This is a genomic window from Streptomyces sp. NPDC050617, from assembly GCF_040654795.1.
In the GTDB taxonomy this organism is placed as follows: domain Bacteria; phylum Actinomycetota; class Actinomycetes; order Streptomycetales; family Streptomycetaceae; genus Streptomyces.
Window position 1 is genome coordinate 47,059 of record NZ_JBFAIS010000011.1, and the last position, 15,560, is coordinate 62,618.

Here is a 15,560-nt window from a genome sequence, read left to right on the forward strand (position 1 = left end):
GTTCCACCGTCCACTGCACACTCGCCCGTCAGCATGTCCCAGGAACCGGTCGCGGTGATCGGTGCGGGGTGCCGTTTCCCGGGGCGGGCCGACTCGCCGGCGGCCCTGTGGAACATGTTGTGCGAGGGAACGGACACCGTCGGGGAGGTGCCGGAGGACCGCTGGTCGGTGAGCGATCTCGCCGATCTCGAACCGGAGACGTTCGAGCGCGTGCGGCGGGGCTGCTTCCTGGAGTCCGACGTCGGCGCCTTCGATCCGGCCTCGTTCGGGATCAGTCCGAACGAGGCGGCCTGGGTCGATCCGCAGCACCGGCTGTTCCTTGAGGTGACCTGGGAGGCGTTCGAACACGCGGGCATTCCGCTGGCGAGTTTGAGCGGTTCACGCACGGGGGTGTTCGCCGGTATCTACGGCGACGACTACCTGCTGCGCATCCATCCGCAGCCGCAGGAACTGAACGCGTATTACGGGCTGACCAACATGCACGGCACGTTGGTGGGCCGGGTGTCGTATCTGTGGAATCTGCAAGGCCCGAGCCTCGCGGTGGACACCTCGTGCTCGTCGAGCCTCGTGGCGGCGCACCTGGCCTGCCAGAGCCTGCACCGGGGGGAGTCGGACCTCGCGGTGGTCGGCGGCGTCCACCTGCTGCTCTCCCCGGAGTCCACGGTGGCGGAAGCCCGTATCGAGATGCTGTCGCCGCGCGGCCGGTGCCGGTCCTTCGACGCCGACGCGGACGGTTTCGTGCGGGGCGAGGGGTGCGGGGTGGTGATCCTGAAGCGGCTGGCGGACGCCCAGCGTGACGGTGACCGGGTGCTGGCGGTGCTGCGCGGCTCGGCGGTCAACCAGGACGGTCGCTCGACCCGGCTGACGGCGCCGTCCCAGCCGGCGCAGGAGCAGGTGTTCCGGCAGGCGCTTGAGGTGGCGGGGGTGGACGCGGCCGAGGTGGGAATGGTCGAGGCGCACGGGCCCGGCACGCCGGTGGGGGACCCTGTCGAGTTCGGGTCGACCGCCGCGGTGTACGGGCAGGGGCGCGACCGGTGTGCCCTGGGGTCGATCAAGAGCAACATCGGGCATACCGAGCCCGCGGCGGGAGTCGCCGGCCTGCTCAAGGCGATCCTGGCGGTCCGGCACGACCAGGTGCCGCCCTCGCTGCACTTCGGCTCGTGGAATCCGCAGATGTCGCCCGAGGGGACGCGGTTGTTCGTGCCGCAGGAGGTGACCGACTGGCCGGTGACCTCCGGGCCGCGCCTGGCGGCGGTGTCCAGCTACGGGGTGGGCGGCACGAACGCCCAGGTGATCGTGGAAGGGCCGCCCGCCCCGGTCCCGCCTGCTGCGGGAAGCACGGATGAGTCGCTGTCGGGAGAGGACCGGGCGGACCGGCCGGAGGTGTTCGTACTCTCGGCTGCGTCGGATACGGCGCTGGCGGCCTCGGCCGGGCGGGTCGCGGACTGGCTGGAGGACGGCGGCCGCTCGGCGCCGCCGCTGGACGTGGCCCACACCCTGGCGCTTCGGCGTACGCCCGGCAGGCTCCGGCTGGCCGCGGTCGCCGCGAAGCCCCAGGAGCTCGCGACCGCTCTGCGGGCGCACGCGGAGGGCGAGGAGGCGGAGAACGTCGTGGCCGGGCAGGCGGCCGCGGAAGCCGGGCCGGGGCCGGTGTGGGTCTTCTCCGGGCAGGGGTCGCAGTGGGCCCGGATGGGTCATTCCCTGCTGGGGTCGGACGCGGCGTTCACCGCCTCCGTCGAGGAGTTGGAGCCGCTGATCGCGGCGGAGACCGGGCTGTCGCTGCGCGAGGCGCTCGCCGACCGGCAGGTGGTCGAGGGCCTCGCCCGGGTACAGCCGGTGCTGTTCGCCATGCAGGTGTCGCTCGCGGCGATGTGGCGGGCGCACGGAGTGGAGCCGGCGGCGGTGATCGGGCACTCCATGGGGGAGATCGCCGCAGCGGTGGTGGCCGGGGCCCTCCCCCTCCAGGACGGTGTGGCGATCGTGTGCCGCCGTTCGCGGCTGATGGCGCGGACAGCCGGCGGAGGGGCGATGGCCTCGGTCCAGCTCGGCCAGGACGAGACGGCCGCGGCGCTCGCGGCGGCCGGCGCCGACGGCGTGAACATCGCGGTGCACGCCTCCCCCGACTCCACCGTGATCGCGGGAGACCGGGACCAGGTCGAGGAACTGGTGCGGGGCTGGGAGAAGTCGGGGGTGGCCGCCGCCCGGGTAGCGGTGGACGTGGCCTCGCACTCACCGCAGATGGATCCGGTACTGGAGCCCATCCGCACGGAACTGTCCGAACTGTCGCCCGCCGCTCCGGCGGTGGGTTTCTACAGCACCGTGCGCGAGGACCCGCGGGCCGTACCCGCCTTCGACGCCGCCTACTGGGTGGACAATCTGCGCCACCCGGTGCGGTTCTCCGCCGCCGTCACGGCCGCCGTCGAGGACGGTCACCGGCTGTTCATCGAAGTATCGCCGCACCCGGTGGTCCTCACCACGGTGCAGCAGAACCTGTCCTCCGCCGCGGCGGAGGCGGTGGTCCTGCCGACTCTGCGGCGTGACGAGGACGAACGCCGCGTCTTCGCCGCTCAGCTGGGCCGCGTGCACTGCGCCGGCCACCCGGTGGACTGGAGCCGCTGCTACGGGAAGGGGCAGCTCGTCGAGGCGCCCCCCACCACCTGGGAGCGCGAGCACTACCTGCTGGCGCCCACCCGCGTCGCGGGCGCCCATGACTCCGCGGGGGAGCATCCGCTGCTGGGAGCCCACCTGGCCGATCCGGACGGAGAAGGGCTGCGGTGGTGGCAGACCCAACTGAGCACCGAGCGACTGCCCTGGCTGACCGACCACCGGGTGGAGGACGTACCGGTGTTCCCGGCCACCGGCTACTGCGAGAGCGCCCTGGCCGCCGCCTGCGCCCTGTACGAGGCCGAGCCCGCACAGGTCCGCGTCACCGATGTGCGGCTCCGCGCGGTGCTGCCGGTCGCCGACGACGCGCCGGTGACCGCCACGGCCTCGCCCCGCTCGCCCGACCACGCCCGCTGGAACCTCGTGACACGAGACAGCAGCGGTATGCGGACCACGCACGCGACGGCCGCTCTGCGCCGCACCGGGCAGGACACGGAGACGGTCGCACGCCCCGCGCCGGTGGACCTTCCCGGGCTCCGGGAGAGCCACCTCACGCCGCTGGAGGTGGAGGAGTTCTACGCCACCCTGCGCGGGCACGGCGTCGAGCACGGCCCGGCGTTCGCCGCGTTGCGCTCCCTCCACCTGGACGCCGGGAGCACCTCGGCCCTCTCCGAGATCACGCTGCCGGACGAGGCGCGTCCCGCGTCGTCCCGGATGCACTGGCACCCGGTGGTCTTCGACGCGTGCCTGCAGACCCTGGCCGCCGCCTGGGCAGCCTCCGGAGAGCAAGGTGGGGGGCTGGCCCTGCCCACTGCCATCGGCGAGGTCCGCGTCCATGACGCCACGGGGTCGGGCCGGTACTGCCTGGCGCGGCTGGAAGAAGCCGACGCCGACGGGTGTGCCGGCTCCGTCCAGTGGCTCGCCGCGGACGGCACGGTGCTGGCCGACGCCGCCGGCGTGCGCTTCGCGCGATCCGACGCACGTGGCAACCAGGAGATGTTCAACAGCCGCCTGCTGAAAGCACGGTGGCCGGACACCCCCCTTCCCCAGGAGCCGCTGGAGGCGTCCGGTCGCTGGCTGCTGGTCGCCGAGGACGGACACGACCCGCGGGCCGCCGGGCTGGCCGACCACCTGCGCCAGCACGGCGCGGAGTGCGACACCGTGGCCTGCGGCCTGGACCTGACCGCCGAAGACCAGACCGCGCTGTTCACCCGGACACTGGCCCAACAACCGCAGTGGCGGGGCGTGGTAGTCCTGCCGGGCGCGGCCCGCACCGAGGTCGACACGCTCACCCTTGAGCAGTCCGAAGCGCGCGTGCGCCGCCTGGCGATGCTGTGCAAGGCCCTGGCCGACGCGGAGGTGGACGATCCGCCGCGGCTGTGGTCCCTCTCCGCCGGTGCCCAGCAGGTCCTCGACGCGGATGTGGTGGACCTGCATCACTCGGGGCTGCAAGGGCTGGTACGGGTCCTGGGATACGAGCACCCCGAATTCGCGCCGACCAGCGTAGACATCGACGCACACACCACCCCCGGCCAACTGGCCGCGGAGGTGCTGACCGGCCCGCGCAGCGAGGACGAGGTGGCCTGGCGCGACGGCCGCCGCTATGGAGCCCGGTTGTGCAAAGCGCCCCTGACGGAAGACGAGCGGCAGACGCGCTCCGTGCGCTTCGGCCGCGACGGCTTCGCGCTCGACATCCGCCGCCCCGGCGATCTGGCGAGTTTCGAGATGGTCTCGCGCCCCCGGCGGGAGCCGGGTGAGGACGAGATACAGATCCAGGTCCTGGCCAGCAGCCTGAACTTCATCGACACCCTCATCGCGATGGGCATCTACCCGACCGAGGACCCGGCCCTGGGCGAACCCGTGATGCCGGGCCGGGAGCCCACCATGAAGCTGACCGGCATGGAGTGCGCCGGTGTGATCACCGCGGTCGGCAGCGACGTGCACCGGCACCGGGTGGGCGAGCGGGTGGTGGCGCCCATGCTGGGCTTCGGGGGCGCGCACGCCTCGTTCGTCACCGTTCCGCAGGACTGGGCCTTCGCCCTGCCCGACGACATGGACACCGCCACCGCGGCGGCGCTGCCGACCGTGTACATCACGGCCTGGTACGGGCTGGTGCACCTGGCCGGCCTGCGCGAGGGCGAGAGCGTCCTCATCCACGCGGCGACCGGCGGGGTGGGCCTGGCCGCCGTGCACATCGCCCGCGCACGCGGAGCCCGCGTCCTGGCCACCGCCGGCACCCCTGCCAAGCGTGACCACCTGCGCTCGCTGGGCGTCGAGACGGTCTTCGACTCCCGTTCGCTGGACTTCGCCGACCAGGTACGCCAGACCACCGGCCGGCACGGGGTGGACGTGGTGCTCAACTCCCTGGCCGGACCGGCCCAGCAGGCGAGCGTGGATCTGCTGGCCCCGCAGGGCCGCTTCGTGGAGGTGGGAAAGAAGGACATCTACAACGACACCCGCCTGGGCCTGTACCCCTTCCGCCGCAACATCACCTTCCACAGCGTGGACCTGGCCCTGCTCTGCCATGTCAACCTCGACCTGGTCCACCGCCTGGCCACCGAGGTCCTCGACGAGATCACCGCCGGACGTCTGCCCGTACTGCCGTGCACCGCCTTCCCCGTCGACGACGCGGAGACCGCCTTCCGCACGCTGGCGAACGCCGAGCACATCGGCAAGGCCGTGCTCACCTGGCCGGAGGACGGTACGGCCACGGCCGTGCTGCCGCCCGAGGAGACGCCCCTCGCCCGCCCGGACGGCAGCTACATCATCACCGGCGGGCTGGGCGGACTCGGGCTGCTGATCTCCGAGCGCCTCGCGGAACGCGGCGCGGGCCACATCGTCCTCAACTCCCGCCGCGAACCCAGTCCCTACGCCCGCCAGGTCCTCGATCCGCTCCGCGCGGCGGGCACCCGCGTCACCGTGGTCACCGGTGACATCGCCGAGGAAGGAGTGGCCGAGCGCCTGGTGGCCGCGGCCACCGACAGCGGGTACGTGCTGCGAGGAGTGCTGCACGGAGCCGCCGTCGTCGAGGACATCACCGTCGACCGGTTCGACCCCCGACTGCTGCACCGAGTATGGCGACCCAAGGCCCTGGGAGCCTGGCACCTGCACCAGGCGACACGGCAGCACACCCCCGACTGGTGGGTGGGCTTCTCCTCCATCGCCTCCCTCTTCGGCGTGCCCGGACAAGGCTCCTACGCGGCCGCCAGCTCCTGGCTGGATGAATTCCTCACCTGGCGCACCGCACAGGGACACGTCGAAACCAAGGGCATCAACTGGGGCATCTGGAGCGAATACGGTCGCGGGGCAGCGCTGGAAGGGCGCGGCTACGCCTCTATTCCTCCCACCGAGGGCATCGCCGCCTTCGAATACCTCCTGGCGCACGCCCGGCGTCGTACCGGCTACGCGCCGACTTCCTTCACCGACTGGCTGGCCTCCTTCAGCGCCCTGTCGGGGAACTCCTTCTTCGCCGAACTGACGGGCGACAGCGGCGCAGGCGCGAGCGGGGACGCTTCCGTGCTACGGGCTCTGCGGACCGCTGACGAGAGCACCGATCGGCACGAGGTTCTGGGCGCTCACATCACCGAGGAGCTGGGCACCCTCCTGCGCCGCGACCCCGCCGCCATCGGCCCCGCCACAACACTCTCCGCGCTCGGTCTGGACTCGCTGATGGCCCTGGAACTGCGCGTACGGCTGGAGCGGACGCTGCAGGCCGCCATCCCGCGCATCGTCATCTGGACCTCGCCCACCGTGGAGGCCCTCGTGGAGAACATCCTGACCAACCTCAACGACCATCTGAGCAGGTGAACCATGACCCGCACGGCCCGCTACCGACTCGTCGACGGTCCTCCCGAACTGGTCCGGCACCCGCGACCGCCCGACCGGCAGGACCTGGAACGGCTGACCATCCGCTGGCGCAACGGCTACGAGCACTACGAACTCGACGAGGCCGCCACCCACGCCTCCGAGCAGCCGGTCTACAGGTGGAGCTATCGCACGATGATCGCCGAATAGGCCGCCGCCCCGTACCGCCCGCACCGTCCTTCCCAGGGAGCGCCCCGTGAGGAGCCTGTACGTCGACCTGCCCGCCGGACGATTCCACTGCCGGCACTGGTCCGGGCCGGGCACAGGCCGCCCCCCGCTGGTCCTGCTGCACGGAGTCCTCGACTCTGCCGCCACCTGGCACCGCGTCGGCCCTGAACTGGCCCGGCACGCAGAGGTCTTCGCCTTGGACCAGCGGGGGCACGGGACCAGCCCCCACCCGCCCCGCGGCCACTACGGCCTCCACCGGGCGGCCGACGACCTCGCGGCACTCCTCCGGGAGCTGCACCTGACCCGTCCGGTCCTCATCGGGCACTCCTGGGGCGCCGCAGTCGCGCTTGCCCTGGCCACGGGAGGGAGCCACAACCCGGACGCGAGCGCCCTGTCCGGTCTGGTCCTCGAAGAGCTGCCGGCCTCGTTCGCCTCGCCGATCCTCCGTGAGCTCACCGCCGCGGGAGAAGAGTTGATGCGCCTCCCCGACAGCCGCCGGGCCGCCATCGTGCACGGCATGTCCCCGCATCGCACGTCCGCCACCACTCGCACGACCCTGGACGGTCTACGCCACACCACTCCCGACATCCTGCACAGCGTCATGACCGACAGCGCCACCGCCGGCGACCTGCTCCCCCTGCTCGCTCGAGTGACCGTGCCCCTTCTCATCCTGCGTGCCGACCCCGCCGTCCGTACCGGCATCGATCCACTCGCCTGGGTGCGCACCCGTCGGTATCTGCCCGAACACGGTCGCCTCACGCAGGTCTCCGGAGCCGACCACTCCATCCATCACAGCCGCTCCGCCGACTACCTCCGCGCGCTGCGGAAATTTCTGCACACCCTCCCGTGAAGAAAGGAAAGGACACATGACAACAGCGCAAGACCACATCGAGCAAGTCAACCAGATCGTCAAAGCACTCAACGCCGGAAATGACTTCCCGGCCTCGCTCATGGATGACCAGCTGGAGTACAAGGACTGGGCCACCGGAATGGAAGCAGACAGCGCCGATGAATTCTACGAGTACGCCAAGGTCTGGTTCGCGGCATTCTCCGACCTGACGTTCGGAAACGACAGCATCGTCGCGACGGACCGTGCGTGCGTGCACCACTGGTGGATGACAGGGACACTGACGGATCATTTCGCTCCCTTCCCGCTGGTCGACAAGGGGCAGCGAGGAAGCGGCGTCATCCTGCACGGTGCGAGCACCTACGAGTACGGCGACGACGGCAAAGTCGTGAAGTTCTCCGAGTACTACGACATGCTGTCGCTGCTTCGGCAGGTCGGAGTAGAGCTTCCCTGACCGGACCGGCCGCGTGTCGCGGAGGGATCCCGGCACGCGGCCCCAGCGATCCACGGAGTAAGCATGCGCATCCACGGCTCCACCGTTCTCCTGACCGGCGCCACCGGACTCCTGGGCCAGGCCCTGGCCCAGGAGCTGGCCGACCAGGGCGCCGACCTGGTGCTCACCGGGCGCCGCCAGGACATCCTCGACCCGCTCGCCGGAAAACTCGACGCCCGCGCCGTCGCCGCCGACCTGTCCAGCCCCAAAGAAGTACGCCGCCTCATGAAAGCGGCAGGCGAGGTCGACATCGTCATCGCCAACGCCGCCATGCTGGCCTTCGGCCTGATATCCGAGTTCACCCCGGAAGAAATCGACTACCTCCTCGACATCAACCTCCGCTCCCCCGTACACCTGGCCCGCCTGGCTGCTGAAGGGATGACGGCCCGAAAACACGGACACCTGGCATTCATCCTCTCCGTGGCGGGGAAATACGCGACCCAGCGCGTCTCCATGTACAACTGCGCCAAATTCGGCCTCCGCGGCTACAGCCGAGCCCTGCGCCAGGAACTCCGGCCCCACGGAATCGGCGTCTCCTCCATCCTTCCCGGCTACATCCGCGAACCCCACTCCGTCAAGCCGGAGGTGAAACTGCCGCGCTGGACCGGAGGGTCGAACAGTCCCGAAGAAATCGCCCGTGCAACCGCCCGCGCCATCGAGCACAACCGCGGAGAAACCATCGTCTCCCCCTTCCCGGTACGGCTCAGCGCGACGCTCGCCGCGCAGGCCCCCGACCTCGCACACGCCCTGTTCCGCCGGATCGACTACGACCGCGTCACCCGCGAAATGCACGCGGGAGGGAAGGTGCACCGGTGACACACCACCAGCACACAACAGCACCCCACGGCCATCAGCCCACGGCCTCTCCCCCCGCCCCGGAGGAATACCGACCTGCCCGCGAAGCGGACAACCCGCTGTCTCCCAGCTTCTGGGAACGCCAGCCATGCGACCGCAACCCGGTCTTCGCACGGTTGCGCACCATGGACGCCCCGGCCCTCCTGCGCCGCCCCGCATCGGGCACCTGGCAGTTAGACGACGGCTTCTACGCCCTCACCCGCTACGACGACGTCGTAGCGGCCGGCCAGAACACCGAAGCCTTCAGTTCCGAACCCACCGTCCTCACCCTGGACTCCGCGCCCCCTCACATGCGGCACCAGGACGACGCGTCCCTCATGAACATGGACAACCCGCGGCACGCCCGCCTCCGCAAGATCGTGGCGCGGGCCTTCACCCGGAAATCCATCGACAGGCTCGAAGCCGAAATGAGGACGATCGCCGGGCGCGTCATGGACGATCTGTTGGACCGCGGCCCCTGCGATTTCGTCCAGCACGCGGCCGCGCCCCTTCCGCTGGAGATCATCTGCTCCATGACCGGCATCCCCGAGTCGGCCCGCGCGGACGCCCTCCAAGCCGTCGATACGCTCCAACGCTCAAACGACATCGACAGCCGGCTCGACCCCCGCGAACTGGTCGAGGCCCTCTCCACCTTCCGCAGCCTCATCGCCGAGCTGGTACACGCCCGCCGCACCCACCCCGCAGAAGACCTCATCTCCGCACTCGTCGCAGGACTTCCCGGAGAGAAAACCCTCAACGAGAACGAAGTGGCCTCCTTCTTCCTCACCTTGGTGGGCGGCGGCAACGAAACAGTGCGCAACACCTTCTCCCAAGCCCTCATCCTGCTCACCGAACACCCCGAACAACGCCGGATCCTCCTCGACAGCCTCCAGACCCATTTGCCCTCCGCCATCGAAGAATGCGTCCGCCACACCTCCCCCGGCGCCTGGGTCCGGCGCAATGTCATCCGCCCCGTACGGCTGCGCCGCCACGCCTTCCAGCCGGGCGACAAAGTCATCCTCTTCCTCGCCTCCGCCAACATGGACGGAACCGTCTTCGACAACCCCGAGGCATTCGACATCCGGCGAGACCCCAACCCCCACATCGGCTTCGGCGCCCCCGGCCCCCACTACTGCATCGGCGCCCACCTCGCCCGCCTTGAACTCACCGTCCTCCTCACGGAAATGCTCACCCGCATACCCGACATACGCGCCACCGCACCACCCATCCGCGAATCACGCGGAATCATCCAGGACATCACCTATCTGCCGTGCGCCTGGGGCAGCGCACGCTAGCCCGCCGCCATACCCCCGCCCCGTCACCGGTGGGGCCACGGTGCAGGGGCAGCAGGGGGTGCCGGGGATCGAAGGTCGGTGGCTGCCTGTTCGGCCTCCACGCAGCCGAGGTGGGCGAGCAGACGGGAGCGTCTCCGTTCAGCGTGTGGTGGGGACCGCGTCTTCCAGGCGCTCGCGCAGGGCGCAGATGTCGCCGCTGGCGGCGTGGGGTTCGGTTTCTTCGTGGAGTTCGCTGAGGCGGTCGGCGATGCGGGTGCTGTGCAGGCCCTCGGCGATGGTGAGTGCGGTGGTGGCCTCCTGGCAGGCTCCGGCCAGTTCGCCGACGGCCAGGTGGGTGCGGGCGAGGCCGATGTGGTCGAAGGCGCGGGAGCGGACGCGGCCTGCGGGGCGCAGGCGCAGGGCGTTGTTCAGCAGGGTGAGGGACTGGTCGGCACGTTGGGTGCGGTGGGGGCCGGAGGCGTGTTTGGCGGCGATCTGGTGGGCGACGCCGAGGGTGGCGCAGAGTTCCGCTTCGTCGAAGAAGGCGGTGTGCGGGGGTTCGTCGTCGGGGCGGATGCGGGTGAAGGCGTCTTCGGCTTCCCCGGCGGCCCGTTGGCTTTCCTCCAGGTCGCCGCGCATGGCGCTGAAGCGGGAGTGGAGGGCGGCGAGGATGGCGCGGGTGCCGGGGCCGGCGTGGCGGCGGGCTCCGTACTGGGCGAGGGCGACGAGTTCGAGGGCGTCTTCGACGTGTCCGAGGTGGGACATCTGGCGGGCCATGCACTGGAGGATGTGCGCGCCGAGCTGGCGGTCACCGCCTTCGCTGGCGGCGTGTACGGCGGTGACGAAGAGGCGCTGGGCGCTGACGTGGGCTCCGGCGTCGAAGGACATCCATCCGGCGACGCTGCCCAGGTCGGCGACGGCGCGAAAGAGGCGGCGGCCGGTGGCTTCGGTGTAGGAGGCGGTGGCGAGCAGGTCGTTGATCTCGCTCATCTGTGCCACGACGGCGCGGCGGGAGAGGACGCCGCCATGGCGGTTGTCGGCGTCGCGGAAGGCGGCGGTCAGCGCCTCGATCGATTCGACCTGAGCGGTGCCCAGCATGCCGGGACGTGCCGCGGTGTGGGGCAGGGTGGCGGGTTTCGCGGAGGGCCAGCGGCGCAGCGGTTCCAGGAGGGCGTCGGCGCTGTGGATCTGTGCGGCGTCGTGGCTGGTGCGGGTGTGCGGCAGCATCAGGTCACTCCGGGTCAGGGCAGCGATGGCGGCGATGGTGGCGGCGTGCTGCCACGGCAGATCAACGCCGTGGCCGGGCATCTGTTGCGGCCCGGGCAGGCCCACGTCCGCCGGGGTGAGCGGCAGTGCCAGCCGGGCCCCGAGGGCCTGGGCGATGAGCTGCGGCACGGGCGGTCGCGGGCATTCTCCTGCGCGCCAGCGCCGTACCCGGCTCTCGTCCGGGTTGATGTGCCGGTGCCCTGCGGCCCGCGCCCCCGCGGTGACCGCCTGCGCGAGCTGGGCGTTGGAGAGCTGGGCGCGGTCCATGAAGTGGCTCAAGAGGGTGTTGGGCAACCGGCCGCCGGTCTGTCCCATCGGGGCCCTTCCGCCAAAGTGCCGACGAACCTTCCGAGCGTACGGCGTGCGGCATCCGGCAGGAACAACACCGGGGCATTCGCCGGTCTTTCGCCGGACCGCGCGCCGGGACGACGCCGCGGTGTCCGCCGACCTCCGCCACGCTCCACCGGCTTCGCGTGCCCAGGTGGTCGTGGTGCCGTGGTGGTACCCCGAGCCGCGGCCCGGGGACTGGAGTACGGCTCACAGCGAGAGGTCCCCATGGAACTTCCCTTCATCGTGGTCGACCAGCTCACCCCGCAGCAGGAACGCGATTGGAATACCTTCTTCGGCACGCGCAGCGCCGACCGGCCCCGGGACATCGAGGAGGGCATCTGGCGGCGGACCCAGGAGCAGGCCACGGCCGCGCAGTCCGGCTGGCGGCCCGGCGACGCGCGGCGCCGCATGGTGCACTACCGCTACCGGTACGGGCTCGCCGCCACCACCGGCGCCCCGGCCCTGGCGTTGCGCCAGTTCTACCTGTACCACCACGCCGCCGCCCCGGCCGAGGAGATCGGCGCGCACTGGGAGACGGTCCGCGCCGCCCTGCGCGCGGGCGGCTGGAAGCCCGAGAACGGCGGCGGGTGGGCACGCGGCGACCTGCGCGTCACTCCGGCCCTGCGCTCCGCCCCGCACCCCGAGGACATCCGCGCCCGCCGCACGCTGCCGCGCGGATACGCCTGCCTGGACGTGCAGATCGCCTCGTCCAACTACGTCCCGCCCCCAGCGAGCCGCCGCCGCCCCTGGCAGGTGCTGGCCGGCGGCATCCGCCGCAAGGCATCGCCGGGCGCCTTCCGGCGCATCCCGGACCTCGCGACGCTCGCCGATTTCCTGCCGTTCCAGGTCGAGATCGGCTGCGGCACGAGCTGGGAGGCCGGCATTCCCGCGCTGCACCGGCTGCACGAGATCTACCGGGTCACCACCCGCGAGGACGACGCCCCCGGCGCCCACGGCTTCGTGCTGCGCCCCCAGGACGACCCGCTGCTGACGGAGTTCCTCGCCGCGCCGGAGGAGAAGGCCGAGGAGTGTGTGGAGATGTACCGCGCCTGCTTCCAGGCCCAGCCCACTCCCGCACTGCTCGCGCTCAGGGAACTGCACGACACCGGGTATCTGACCGGGCCCGTCATCACCAACAACTTCGATGTGCTGGCGGCCCGCGCCGGGCTGCGCGAGTGCTTCGTACGCCGCTACGACCAGACCATCCCCGACGTGGAATGGGCCCCGGGGGCCCGCGCGCTGCTGGTGGTCGGACTGCACGCCGACCGTCGCCAGGTCGCCGCCCGCGCCCGGGCACGCGGCATGCAGGTCATCCACTGCGACCCCGAAGGCTTCCGCACCGGCAACGTCTTCCACCCCTACCCGCTGGAGGGGCCGCAGGACGGCGACCTGGTCTGCAACGCCCCGGCCGATGAGGCGCTGCCCGCCCTCGCCCGGCACCTGCTGGAGAAGGCCGCGGCCTGACCCCAGCGTCAACGGCGCGACCTGCCCAATGTCCGCCAGGCCGGTCAACGGCGCTAGCGTGCGAGCCCGTTGACCGGCCCGCCCTTCACCAAGACGAGCGGGCGGACCGAAGGAGCACACCGAACCATGCGCGTATCCGTCATCGGCTGCGGCCACCTGGGCATCCCGCACGCCGCGGGCATGGCAGAGATCGGCCACGAGGTGATCGGCGTGGACACCGACCAGGCGAAGATCGACACCCTCAACCGCGGCGAGAGCCCCATCTACGAGGCGGAGCTGCCCGACCTGCTCGCCCGGCACACCGCCTCCGGGCGACTGCGCTTCACCACCAACCTCGCCGAGGCCGCTGAGAACGCCGATGTGCACTTCCTCGCCGTCGGCACGCCCCTCGACGCGGACGGCCGCGGCTACGACATGGGCCAGGTCTTCGGCGCCGCCCGCGCCCTCGCCCCGCACCTGACCCGGCCGACCTTCATCATCGGCAAGTCCACCGTCACCCCCGGCACCACCGCCAAACTCGCCGACCTGCTGGCCCGGCACGCCCCCGCCGGCCGCGACGTCGAGGTCGTATGGAACCCGGAGTTCCTGCGCGAGGGCCACGCGGTCGCCGACACCTTGCGCCCGGACCGGATCGTCGCCGGCGTCCCCTCCCGCCGCGCCGAGACCATCGTCCGCGACCTGTACGCGCCCCTCGACGCCCCGCTGGTGGTGTGCGACCCGCCCACCGCCGAAATGATCAAAGGGGCCGCCAACACCTTCCTCGGCCTGAAGATCTCCTTCATCAACGCCGTCGCCGACATGTGCGCCGCCTCCGGCGCGGACGTGGCTACCGTCGCCGCCACCATCGGCATGGACCCGCGCATCGGCACCGGCGGCATGAGCCCCGGCATCGGCTACGGCGGCGGCTGCCTGCCCAAGGACATCCGCGCCTTCACCGCCGCCGCCCGCCAGCTCGGCGCCGACGACGCCGCCGCCCTCCTGCGCGCCGCCGAGATCATCAACGAACACCGGCCCGCCGCCGCCCTCGACCTGATCACCCGCGCCCTCGACGGCCCCCTGGCCGGACGCCCCATCACCGTCTGGGGCGCCGCCTTCAAGCCCGGCACCAACGACGTCCGCGAATCCCCCGCCCTCGCCGTCGCCCGCCTCCTCCAGGACCACGGCGCCCGCATCACCGTCCACGACCCGCACGCCGTCCCCACCGCCCTGGCCCGCCACCCCGAGCTGGAGTACACCGACGACCTCCCCGCCTCCCTCAAAGGAGCCGACGCCGTCGTCCTGGCCACCGAATGGCCCCACTACCGCGACGCCGACCCCACCGCCCTGCACGACCTGCCCACCCAGCCCCTGATCATCGACCTGCGCACCACCCTCGACCCCCACCGCTGGACCGCCGCCGGATGGCGCGTGCACCAGCTCGGCCGCCCCGCGGCGCACACCCCCCACTGACCGGCGGCCGGGCACTGGAGCCGTCCGCCTTCCCGCAGGAGGAGAGCACCATGACCACGTACAAGCTCCTGGACGCCCTCGACCTCGACACCGTCGAACACCTGGCGGCCGTGTGCCGGACGGCAGGCAGCCACCTGCCCGCCGAGGAACTGAAAGCCCTCCAGGTCGGCAAGGTCGGCGAAGAAGGCGGCGAGGCCATGCACCAGCTCCACGGCCTCAAAGGACTCACCACCTGTGACTGCCCGGAGCACTCCTGGGCGGGCGTGATGAACGACCTCGGCGGCGCCGTCCTCGCCGCGCTCCTCGCCATGGTCTACATCGACCCCGACGGCTGGCGCACCACCCTGGAAGAAGTCCTGCACCGCCGCACCCGACGCGGACGCGAACACGCCACCGCCACCGCGTAACCCCGCGACACCTGGGGCGGGGCAGCCGATTCCCTGGCCGCCCCGCCCACGGCGCGTACCGTGCACATCGGCGAGCCAAGGAGGGCCCATGGGTGTGGCGGCAGCGATCCGCAACAGCGACGGCGCGTACCTGTTGCACCTGCGCGACGACATCGACGGCATCTGCTGGCCCGGCCACTGGAGCTTCCTCGGCGGCCAACTGGAGCCCGGAGAGACCCCGTACGAAGCCATCACCCGCGAACTCCACGAAGAAGCCGGCCTCACCCTCCCCGACCTGCACCCCCTAGCCACGCTGTAACAAGGCAACGGCCGCGCCGACATCGAAGTCTTCACCGCCACCTGGAACGGCGACGCCGCCCGCACCCCGGTGACCGAAGGCATCATGCTCGCCCACTTCCACCCCCGGATACTGCCGCGCCTGCACGTCCCACCGTGGTGCGTCGAAGCGATCCACCTCGACGCCGCCCAGCAGGCCGACGCCGAAGACGACGCTGCTGGGGGCGTCGCAGGATCACCGACAGGGTGAAGCCGAAAGCAACCAGCCCGGCCGTTGCCCGCGG

12 protein-coding genes are annotated in these 15,560 nt (G+C 71.5%); 11 read left to right on the forward strand and 1 reads right to left on the reverse strand.

What is annotated here, in order from left to right; all coding sequences use genetic code 11:
• Nucleotides 1-33 precede the first annotated feature (33 nt).
• The 6 genes from AB0I49_RS16855 to AB0I49_RS16880 all read left to right on the forward strand — a co-directional run bounded on the left by AB0I49_RS16855 (nucleotide 34) and on the right by AB0I49_RS16880 (nucleotide 10,105).
• Nucleotides 34-6,411, forward strand: coding sequence for a type I polyketide synthase (locus AB0I49_RS16855; protein ID WP_363227716.1), 6,378 nt, complete (start codon nucleotides 34-36; stop codon nucleotides 6,409-6,411).
• A gap of 3 nt (nucleotides 6,412-6,414) precedes the next feature.
• Nucleotides 6,415-6,618, forward strand: a complete 204-nt coding sequence (locus AB0I49_RS16860; protein WP_363227717.1) for a DUF5988 family protein — start codon at nucleotides 6,415-6,417, stop codon at nucleotides 6,616-6,618.
• A gap of 46 nt (nucleotides 6,619-6,664) precedes the next feature.
• Entirely contained in the window at nucleotides 6,665-7,486 is an 822-nt protein-coding gene (locus AB0I49_RS16865; protein ID WP_363227718.1) for an alpha/beta hydrolase, read from the forward strand.
• Between the two features lie 16 nt (nucleotides 7,487-7,502).
• On the forward strand, nucleotides 7,503-7,937 hold the full coding sequence (locus AB0I49_RS16870) for an ester cyclase (RefSeq protein WP_363227719.1): 435 nt from the start codon (nucleotides 7,503-7,505) through the stop codon (nucleotides 7,935-7,937).
• 63 nt (nucleotides 7,938-8,000) lie between these two features.
• Complete coding sequence (locus tag AB0I49_RS16875; RefSeq protein WP_363227720.1) at nucleotides 8,001-8,792, forward strand: SDR family NAD(P)-dependent oxidoreductase; 792 nt, start codon at nucleotides 8,001-8,003, stop codon at nucleotides 8,790-8,792.
• Nucleotides 8,793-8,956: 164 nt separating this feature from the next.
• A complete protein-coding gene (locus tag AB0I49_RS16880; RefSeq protein WP_363227721.1) occupies nucleotides 8,957-10,105 on the forward strand; it encodes a cytochrome P450 in 1,149 nt (382 codons plus the stop codon).
• A gap of 138 nt (nucleotides 10,106-10,243) precedes the next feature.
• Here the strand turns inward: AB0I49_RS16880 and AB0I49_RS16885 are convergent, their stop codons facing one another.
• Nucleotides 10,244-11,665 carry a transcriptional regulator gene (locus AB0I49_RS16885; protein ID WP_363227722.1) on the reverse strand — a complete coding sequence of 474 codons (1,422 nt, stop codon included), beginning with the start codon at nucleotides 11,663-11,665 and terminating at the stop codon, nucleotides 10,244-10,246.
• A gap of 240 nt (nucleotides 11,666-11,905) precedes the next feature.
• Between AB0I49_RS16885 and AB0I49_RS16890 the strand changes: the two genes are divergently transcribed.
• The 5 genes from AB0I49_RS16890 (at nucleotide 11,906) to AB0I49_RS16910 (ending at nucleotide 15,526) form a co-directional block, all read left to right on the forward strand.
• Nucleotides 11,906-13,144 carry a hypothetical protein gene (locus tag AB0I49_RS16890; protein ID WP_363227723.1) on the forward strand — a complete coding sequence of 413 codons (1,239 nt, stop codon included), beginning with the start codon at nucleotides 11,906-11,908 and terminating at the stop codon, nucleotides 13,142-13,144.
• A gap of 126 nt (nucleotides 13,145-13,270) precedes the next feature.
• Nucleotides 13,271-14,593: a UDP-glucose/GDP-mannose dehydrogenase family protein gene (locus AB0I49_RS16895; protein ID WP_363227724.1), complete on the forward strand. Its 1,323-nt coding sequence runs from the start codon at nucleotides 13,271-13,273 to the stop codon at nucleotides 14,591-14,593.
• Between the two features lie 50 nt (nucleotides 14,594-14,643).
• Nucleotides 14,644-15,000, forward strand: coding sequence for a hypothetical protein (locus tag AB0I49_RS16900; protein ID WP_363227725.1), 357 nt, complete (start codon nucleotides 14,644-14,646; stop codon nucleotides 14,998-15,000).
• 88 nt (nucleotides 15,001-15,088) lie between these two features.
• Nucleotides 15,089-15,298 carry an NUDIX domain-containing protein gene (locus AB0I49_RS16905; RefSeq protein ID WP_363227726.1) on the forward strand — a complete coding sequence of 70 codons (210 nt, stop codon included), beginning with the start codon at nucleotides 15,089-15,091 and terminating at the stop codon, nucleotides 15,296-15,298.
• A 69-nt stretch (nucleotides 15,299-15,367) separates the two neighbouring features.
• Nucleotides 15,368-15,526, forward strand: coding sequence for a hypothetical protein (locus tag AB0I49_RS16910; RefSeq protein WP_363227727.1), 159 nt, complete (start codon nucleotides 15,368-15,370; stop codon nucleotides 15,524-15,526).
• Nucleotides 15,527-15,560: the final 34 nt, after the last annotated feature.